Source organism: uncultured Caballeronia sp. (assembly GCF_964243625.1).
Lineage (GTDB): Bacteria > Pseudomonadota > Gammaproteobacteria > Burkholderiales > Burkholderiaceae > Caballeronia.
This window is the reverse complement of record NZ_CAXTGZ010000255.1, coordinates 1-8,217: the sequence shown is the minus strand read 5'-3', so window position 1 is coordinate 8,217 and position 8,217 is coordinate 1. Positions and strand designations below refer to the sequence as shown.

Sequence of the window (8,217 nt, the reverse complement as noted above, 5' to 3'; positions counted from 1 at the left end):
CGCTTCCAGTCGGAAGAAAGATTCCAGTCGCGGTTGTTGACCGCGTCGATCTGGAACGGCTTGGGCATCAGCGCGATGTCCAGTTGCATGCGTACCGACGCACTATATGTCTCGCCGGGTTGCACTTGATTACGATCGATCACATGCCACGATGTGACGTGCTTGATCACCGCGAGCGCTTCGGCAAGCGTGGCGAAACCAAGCTGCAAACCACCCGTCGACACCCGATACTCGCGCGTCAACGGCTGAAACGACAGCCGGATGCTTTGCGAGACGCTGACCGGCTCTTCATCGAACCAGTACCAGCGCGGCCGCGACAGATCGAAATCGGTCGTGAAATAGAGCGGCACGCCCTTGTTCACGGCGTCTTCCAGGCTGCTGTTGAGGTCGAAATCGAAACGGGCGTCGAGACTCCACCCCGTACCGTCGGCCTGCAGCGACGCGCGCTGCACGGCAATAGGATCAGCCTGCGCGGCCTCGACCGGCAGAAACGACAGCGCGAGACTCAACACGAGGCTCAACGCGAGGCTCAACAGCCAAGCCGGCACAGTCTGGCCGGCGAGCGCGCGTCGAAGCGGAAAAAAGCGTTTGATCGTCACCGTTTCTGAAAGCGCGCGTAGAAGAATCCGTCGTGGTCCGCAAAGGCTCCCGTGTCCCGCTTCGATGTTGAATGGGTACGTTGCGCCTCGCCTGAATTGTCCGTCAGCGAGTTCGTGACCGGGTCCGGTGAATCTTGCAAGCGAGCCGTGCCAGCATGGCCCGCTGTCGGCAATAATTGCCCCGGCGCGTCCAATCGTACCGCATCTTCGTGCACCTCTCCAAACCACTGCGCCTGCAACTCGCCCTCTTCCGGGAAGATCGAGCACGTAACGTAGAGCAACTCGCCACCGGTGGCGACCAGTGGCCAGAGCGCGGCGAGGATGCGGCGCTGTTCCCCGACGAGCGCGGCAATGTCCGACGGACGCCGCAACCAGCGAATATCCGGATGACGCCGCACGATGCCTGACGCCGAGCACGGCACGTCGGCAAGAATGCGGTCGAACGGATCGCCGTCGGACCAGCCGGCAGTGTTGCCTGCATCGCCGACGCGAATCTCGGCCTGCACTTTCAGGCGCTCCAGGTTTTCGCCAATGCGTCTGGCGCGACCCGCGTCGCTTTCCACCGCGATCAATTCGACGTTCGCCAGTTCCAGCACGTGACCCGTCTTGCCGCCGGGCGCCGCGCACGCATCGAGCACACGCATGCCGTCGCGCACGTCCAGCAATTGCGCGGCGAGTTGCGCGCCGGCGTCCTGGACGGAGACGACGCCGTCGGCGAAACCGGGGATCTTGTCGACGGACATCGGCGTTTTCAGGCGCACTGCGTGAAGGCCGGCGGCTTCGGCTTCGATCTGCTCGGCCTTCAGGAGATCGAGATATTGCTCCACGCTCATGCGCCGCGCGTTCACACGAAGCGTGAGCGGGCCTTGCCGGTTGCCGGCGTCGAGAATGTTCTCCCACTCGTCCGGCTGGGCGCGCTTCACTGCATCGATCCACCATGCCGGGTAATTGAAGCGCGCGACCGGATCGCGCCGGACTTCAGCCAGCAACGCCTCGCGCTCGCGCAGGAACGTACGCAGGACGGCGTTGACCAGGCCCTTTGCAAACGCAAACTCGCGCCGCGCCGCGATGGCGTTGACGGCCTGATCGACCACGGTGAATGGCGTGTAAGCGGCGTGGGCTTCGTCATCGACGAGCAGTGCAAACGCACACGCCATCACATTCGATACATGTGGCGGCGGCGCCTTGCGCACCAGTTTGGCCGACAACGCGTCGGCGACCGCGAGGCGCCGCAACGTGCGATACGCGATATCTTGCGTCGCGCCGCGCGACACAGCCACGTGCGTGGCAGCGATCACGGTTTGCAACGCGGCGGGCAGCGCCGAACCGCCGCGCACGGCGCCGACGGCTTGCGCGGCGGCATCGAGCGCGAACGCGAGCGAATCGGGAGCAAGGTGAAGCGTGGCGAGGCGTGCGTCGGAGGACGCCCGGCTGCTATCCGCCGATGATACGGCGCGGCGTCGGGAAGGCTTTTCGGTCATGTCGAGGCAAAGGCGTTCGAGCCGGCCGATGCCGGTCCGCGCAAACGAAGCATTGTAGCCCGGGAGGCGAAGCGGCCCGGGATCGGAGCGGTAGCGCTGGCCGATCGGACACGGCTCGAGGTTCTTTCGGCTCGAAAAAAACGAGCTCATTGCCGAGTTTGTCGCAATGAGCCCGATCGGTTGCTGCTGAAGTCCCGATGCGCGTCACTCCATCCGGCCGGTCCGCGCCATTTCCATCAAACGCGCGACACGTTCTTCCGTGGCCGGGTGCGTGGAAAAGAGTTTGGAGATTCCGCCGCCGGCCAGCGGATTCATGATCATCATCTGCGCAGTGGCGGGATGTTGCTCGGCCGTGGGAAACGGTGTGCCCGACGCATACGCATGAATCTTCTCGAGCGCGCTCGCCAGCGCCTGAGGATCGCCGGAAATCTGCGCGCCGCCGCGATCGGCTTCGAATTCACGTGCCCGCGATATGGCCATCTGGATCAGCGCGCCGGCGATTGGCGCAAGAATCGCGACCGCAATACTCGCGATTGGATTCGACGGACGTCCTTCCGAATCGCGGCCGCCAAAGAACATTGCGAAGTTGGCAAGTGCGGAAATCGCGCCGGCCATGGTCGCCGATACCGTCGAAATCAGGATGTCCCGATGCTTCACGTGTGCAAGTTCGTGCGCCATCACGCCGCGCAGTTCGCGCTCGGACAGCACGCGCAGGATGCCCGTGGTCGCGGCAACGGCCGCGTGCTCCGGGTTGCGGCCAGTGGCGAATGCATTAGGCGCGGCTTCGTCGATGAGATACACCTTCGGCATGGGCAACTGCGCCCGGGTCGCCAGTTCGCGCACCATCCGGTAGAACTGCGGCGCGGTGGCTTCGTCGACTTCCTGTGCGTTGTACATCTTCAGCACGAGCTTGTCGGAGAACCAGTACGAGAAAAAATTCATCGCGAGAGCGACGACCAGCGCGAGCGCCATACCTTTGCTGCCGCCGATCATTCCACCAATCACGACAAAAAGGGCCGTGATCGCTGCCATCAGCATCGCGGTTTTGACCCAATTGAACATGTCTTGAACTCCTTACCCAGATATCAATGCGCGTTTAGCGCGATCGGCCATGTCGGCCCATTTGCCTGACCGAATCGATCGATCATGTACTGTAAGCAAAATGTTAGATAAGGGCATTGCTGAATAATTCAATTATTGGTGGCAACGAATGCGCCTCCGGTCACGAAGAAGACACGGGGCCGCTGCGTGAGTTACCGGCCGCAGCGACTTCAGGCGCCCGGCGCGACTTCGCGAAGCTCGAAGCGCTGTCCTTTAACAATAGGCGATCCAGCGAGGAACCCGCGCACCGGCAGGCGTTTGCCGCCCGGTTTTTGCAGTTGCGTGACGCGCAACGCGCCCTGACCGCAAGCCACGATTACCCCTTCTGCGCCACTATCCACGATCACGCCTGCGTCTTCGTTCGCTTCGAACTCAAGGGGTTCGGCCGCCCAGATCTTCACCGCGACGCCGTCGATGGTTCCAAACGCACCGGGAAACGGATCGAACGCGCGAATCTGCCGCGCCAGCATGCTCGCCGGACGACGCCAGTCGAGCGCGGCTTCGTGCTTCGCGATCTTTTCAGCGTAGGTCGCGCCGTCTTGCGGCTGGGGTGTGGAGGGCAGCGAGCCGTTGCGTTCGAGATCGCGCAGGGCATCGACTACGAGATCCGCGCCCAGTTGCGCCATGCGGTCATGCAGCGTCGCTGTCGTGTCTTGCGGCGAGATCGCGATCCGCCCTTCGCGGATCATCGCGCCCGTGTCGAGACCGGCATCCATTTGCATGAGGGTGATGCCTGTTTCAGCGTCACCCGCTTCAATCGCCCGATGAATGGGCGCCGCGCCACGCCAGCGCGGCAACAACGATCCGTGAATGTTGATTGCGCCAAGCGGCGGGATATCGAGCACTTCCTGCGGCAGGATCAGCCCGTAGGCCGCAACCACCATGACGTCGTGCGGCGTGTTTTTCAGCCGTTCGATAGCCGCAGCCGCTTCTTCCGGGTACTTGCCGTTGCGCCGCAAGGACGTAGGCTGGGCGACTTCAAGAGCATGCTCGAGTGCAAAGCGCTTCACGGGACTCGTGGCGAGCTTCATGCCGCGCCCGGCGGGGCGGTCAGGTTGAGTCAGCACGAGTGGCACCTGGAAACCGGCAGCGTGAATGGCGGCCAGCGCGGCGGCCGCAAATTCAGGCGTTCCTGCAAACACGACACGCAGCGATTGAGTCATCGATTCACCAACCTGCAAAATTCCACATCGAACTTCGTGAACCGGCGCGTCACAGCGCCTTTTCGAGCTTTTTCATCTTGCCGCGAATCCGCGTCTGCTTGAGCGACGACAGGTACTCAACAAACACACGTCCCGTCAGGTGATCCATTTCGTGCTGGATGCACACCGCGAGCAGACCCTCGCAGTCGATCTCGAACGTCTCGCCGTTCTCGTTCAGCGCTCGCACGCGCACTTGCTCAGGCCGCTCTACAAAGTCGTAGATGCCCGGCACGGACAGACAGCCTTCCTCGTGATCCTTCTTCTCGTCGCTCGACCAGATGATTTCAGGGTTGATAAATGCCTGAAGCTGGTCGTGCGTGTCCGAGACGTCGATCACGATCACGCGTTCATGCGCGTCGACCTGGGTCGCGGCAAGGCCGACGCCCGGCGCCGCGTACATGGTTTCAGCCATGTCCGCGACGAGCTTGCGAATCCGGTCATCGACGACTTCTACGGGTTTTGCGACCTTGTGGAGCCGCTTGTCCGGATAGGTGAGTATGTGTAGCAGAGCCATGATTCAGATTATCGATGCACGCCGCAGCGCGCGATAGTCGGCCATTCGGCCAGGTTGTAAAAGATTGCCGGTATCGAGAAGATGATTGGGCTGAATCCTGTTGATTCAATGCCGGTTCAGCGCCGCGGATCTTGCGGCAACGCCTTGTCCCTGCGTCCTCCAATGTGCCCGCTCGGTCAAGCTTTTCTATTTCGGTATGTGAAAATTTTAACATGACGCCTTTCCTGTTGCCGACGACCGCCGCTGCGCCCCGCTTGGGCGTAACTGATCCGAACGATGTTTCGGCCTGGCTGCGCCTTGCGAATGCAGGCGGCTTGCAGCCCATCGCGTTGCGCGCGTTGCTCGCGGAATTTGGCAGTCCGCACGCGGTGCTGGACCAGTCGTTCGGGGCGCTGGCAGCCATCGCAGGGGAGAAAGCGGCGCGAGCGGTCGTCGCGCCGCCGCCATCTTCAGAACTCGGCACCTTCGACGAATGCCTTGGTCGGACGCTGGAATGGGCGTCCATCGAAGGGAATTCGATCGTCACGCTCGCCGATACCGCGTACCCGCCGGCGCTCCTGACCATGCCCGATCCGCCGCCCTTGCTATATGTAAAGGGACGGCTCGATTTGTTGCAATCGCGCGCTGTTGCCATTGTCGGCAGCCGGAGCGCAACGCCCCAAGGTATTGAAGACGCGAACCGGTTCGCGCACGTGCTTTCCAATGCTGGCCTCGCGGTCGTATCGGGACTTGCGCTCGGTATCGATGCTGCCGCGCATCGGGGCGGCATGAGCGGCACGGGCGGGACGATCGCGGTCATCGGGACGGGCGCGGATCTGGTTTATCCGTCATCGCACCACGCGCTGGCGCACGAAATCGCGGCAAACGGCACGATTGTCTCCGAGTGGCCGCTCGGCACGCCGGCCCGGTCGGCGAATTTCCCGCAGCGCAACCGGCTGATCGCCGGGCTTTCGAGCGGCGTATTCATTGTCGAAGCCGCGATGCGCTCGGGATCGCTGATCACAGCTCGACTCGCGAACGAAATGGGGCGTGACGTCTTCGCCCTGCCCGGATCGGTCCACGCGCCGCTTGCGCGCGGGTGTCATCGGATGATCAAGCAGGGAGCAAAACTGGTTGAGACGCCGGAAGACATTCTCGAAGAGTTCGGTTTCAAGATAGAAACCGAAGCGGACGTCGCGCCGAAGGGACGCAAACGCGGCAAGGCGCGTGTTGCCAAAGACCCCGGCGAGCGGGAAGCGGCTGAAGGCGAGTTTGCGCTGGCGCTACAAAGCCCCCGGGTCAGCCAGCCGGCGACGGCGTCGTGGGCATCGGCGAAAGTCGAAGATCCCGAGGCCGCCCGTCTGCTCGAGGCCCTGGGCCATTCCCCGGCCACGCTTGAAATTCTTGCTGAACGGACCGAAATGAATGGCGCCACGCTGCAAAGCCTGTTGCTGCAACTTGAAATGTCAGGGCGAATAGGTGCATTGCCCGGCGGCCGATTTACCCGCCTCGAACGCTGATCTTCTGACGTCATGCTACATTCGCCACAAAATCAGACGTTTGCTACGTCGCATCAAATCTTCACGCCGCTCAGGAAAGGACCGTAAGGAAACATGCCCGCGCTGAACCTCGACACCGACGCCGACCGGATTGCCGAGCGCATGGCAAGCGCCGGCACACTGCTCGTTGCGTGCTTGTGCGCCGAGTGGTGCGGGACCTGCCGGGATTATCGGGAGGGGTTCGACAAGCTTGCCGATGCTCATCCGGACATCTGCTTCGCATGGATCGATATTGAAAACCAGGCGGACCGGTTCGACGATCTCGATGTGGAGAACTTCCCGACCATATTGATCGAGGACGCTGTTACCACGCGGTTTTTTGGCACGGTTTTGCCGCAAACGTCCATCGTTGCAAGGATGTTGACGGACTTGAGCGCATTGCCGGGCATGGCCGGCGCGCCAAAAATACGTCCTGCGCTGGTCGCCGCCTAGACCAGGTTCAGGCAAGCGCACTCACAAGCTGAAACGCCTCAGGCGGTTGCATCACGAAGCGCCCACATTCACCGTCCGGCAGCCCGCGTTTCGCTAAATGCCAAACCGCGCGCCGCACGCCATATGCTATAAAGCGGACGTTAACGAGCCCGAACCACGGTGGCGCAAGCCGCTGTTACCCGGCCTCATGCCAGTCCCTAACTAGAATCGAGTCATGTCCAAAGCCCTGATCATTGCTGAAAAGCCTTCTGTCGCGAACGACATCGCGCGCGCTTTGGGCGGTTTCGCGAAGCATGACGAATATTACGAGAGCGACGACTACGTGCTGTCGTCGGCGGTGGGCCATCTGCTGGAAATCGCCGCGCCCGAGGAATACGACGTCAAGCGCGGCAAGTGGAGTTTCGCCAATCTGCCGGTGATTCCGCCACATTTCGACCTGAATCCAATCGCAAAAAGCGAATCGCGCCTGAAGGTGCTGACCAAGCTGCTCAAGCGCAAGGACATCGACCGCCTGATCAACGCCTGCGACGCCGGGCGCGAAGGCGAGCTGATTTTCCGCCTGATCGCGCAGCACGCGAAGGCCAAGCAGCCGGTGCAGCGCTTGTGGCTGCAATCCATGACGGCCGGTTCCATCCGCGATGGTTTCGCAAATCTGCGCAGCGACGCTGACATGCAGCCTCTCGCCGATGCCGCCCGTTGCCGCTCCGAGGCAGACTGGCTGGTCGGCATCAACGGCACGCGCGCAATGACCGCGTTCAACAGCAAGGGCGGCGGTTTCTTCCTGACGACCGTTGGCCGCGTCCAGACGCCAACGTTGTCTATTGTCGTGGAACGCGAAGAAAAGATTCGCCGCTTCGTGCCGCGCGACTATTGGGAAGTGCGCGCCGAGTTCGTTGCGGCGAAGGGAATCTACGAAGGGCGCTGGTTCGACCCGAAGTTCAAGCGCGTCGAGGGCGACCCCGAGCAGCGCGATTCACGTCTGTGGGCGCTGCCCGCGGCGGAATCGATCGTTGCAGCTTGTCGCGGCAAGACCGGCACAGTGACGGAAGAAGCGAAGCCGTCCACGCAGATGTCGCCCTTGCTGTTCGACTTGACCAGCCTGCAGCGCGAGGCCAACGGCCGTTTCGGTTTTTCGGCGAAGAACACGCTCGGCCTGGCGCAGGCGCTGTATGAAAAGCACAAGGTGCTGACCTACCCGCGTACCGACGCGCGCGCGCTGCCGGAGGATTACATTCCGACGGTGAAAGACACGCTCGCCATGCTGAAGGAAAGCAACAACTACTTGCCGCACGCGAAGCAGGTGCTGGACAAGGGCTGGGTGAAGCCGAACAAGCGCATCTTCGATAACTC

The 8,217-nt window shown here is 62.2% G+C and carries 8 protein-coding genes; 3 read left to right on the top strand and 5 right to left on the bottom strand.

Going from position 1 to position 8,217, the window contains the following annotated elements; genetic code table 11:
- The 5 genes from ACFFAR_RS17775 to def all read right to left on the bottom strand — a co-directional run.
- Positions 1–599, bottom strand: a 599-nt coding sequence (locus ACFFAR_RS17775; RefSeq protein WP_375508201.1) for a DUF4390 domain-containing protein, incomplete at its 3' end; no start/stop codon positions are given.
- On the bottom strand, positions 596–2,080 hold the full coding sequence (rsmB, locus tag ACFFAR_RS17770) for a 16S rRNA (cytosine(967)-C(5))-methyltransferase RsmB (protein ID WP_375508202.1): 1,485 nt from the start codon (positions 2,078–2,080) through the stop codon (positions 596–598). The genes rsmB and ACFFAR_RS17775, both read right to left, overlap by 4 nt.
- A gap of 204 nt (positions 2,081–2,284) precedes the next feature.
- Positions 2,285–3,142, bottom strand: coding sequence for a zinc metalloprotease HtpX (gene htpX, locus ACFFAR_RS17765; RefSeq protein WP_062168562.1), 858 nt, complete (start codon positions 3,140–3,142; stop codon positions 2,285–2,287).
- Between the two features lie 209 nt (positions 3,143–3,351).
- A complete protein-coding gene (fmt, locus tag ACFFAR_RS17760) occupies positions 3,352–4,344 on the bottom strand; it encodes a methionyl-tRNA formyltransferase (RefSeq protein WP_174365039.1) in 993 nt (330 codons plus the stop codon).
- 49 nt (positions 4,345–4,393) lie between these two features.
- Positions 4,394–4,897, bottom strand: a complete 504-nt coding sequence (def, locus tag ACFFAR_RS17755) for a peptide deformylase (RefSeq protein ID WP_075359088.1) — start codon at positions 4,895–4,897, stop codon at positions 4,394–4,396.
- Positions 4,898–5,109: 212 nt separating this feature from the next.
- On the opposite strand from def, the gene dprA reads away from it, so the two are divergent.
- The 3 genes from dprA to ACFFAR_RS17740 form a co-directional block, all read left to right on the top strand.
- The gene (dprA, locus tag ACFFAR_RS17750; protein WP_174363098.1) at positions 5,110–6,396 is read left to right on the top strand and encodes a DNA-processing protein DprA; all 1,287 of its coding nucleotides are present in this window, start codon (positions 5,110–5,112) and stop codon (positions 6,394–6,396) included.
- A 93-nt stretch (positions 6,397–6,489) separates the two neighbouring features.
- Positions 6,490–6,867 carry a thioredoxin family protein gene (locus ACFFAR_RS17745; protein ID WP_062168554.1) on the top strand — a complete coding sequence of 126 codons (378 nt, stop codon included), beginning with the start codon at positions 6,490–6,492 and terminating at the stop codon, positions 6,865–6,867.
- Positions 6,868–7,081: 214 nt separating this feature from the next.
- Positions 7,082–8,217 (top strand): DNA topoisomerase (locus ACFFAR_RS17740; protein WP_375508200.1); only part of this gene is annotated, 1,136 nt, incomplete at its 3' end.

Excerpts from the sequence above, each read along its gene's own strand:
- rsmB (WP_375508202.1), bottom strand. The coding sequence starts at position 2,080 with ATGACCGAAAAGCCTTCCCGACGCCGCGCCGTATCATCGGCGGATAGC.
- htpX (WP_062168562.1), bottom strand. The coding sequence starts at position 3,142 with ATGTTCAATTGGGTCAAAACCGCGATGCTGATGGCAGCGATCACGGCC.
- fmt (WP_174365039.1), bottom strand. The coding sequence starts at position 4,344 with ATGACTCAATCGCTGCGTGTCGTGTTTGCAGGAACGCCTGAATTTGCG.
- def (WP_075359088.1), bottom strand. The coding sequence starts at position 4,897 with ATGGCTCTGCTACACATACTCACCTATCCGGACAAGCGGCTCCACAAG.
- dprA (WP_174363098.1), top strand. The coding sequence starts at position 5,110 with ATGACGCCTTTCCTGTTGCCGACGACCGCCGCTGCGCCCCGCTTGGGC.
- ACFFAR_RS17745 (WP_062168554.1), top strand. The coding sequence starts at position 6,490 with ATGCCCGCGCTGAACCTCGACACCGACGCCGACCGGATTGCCGAGCGC.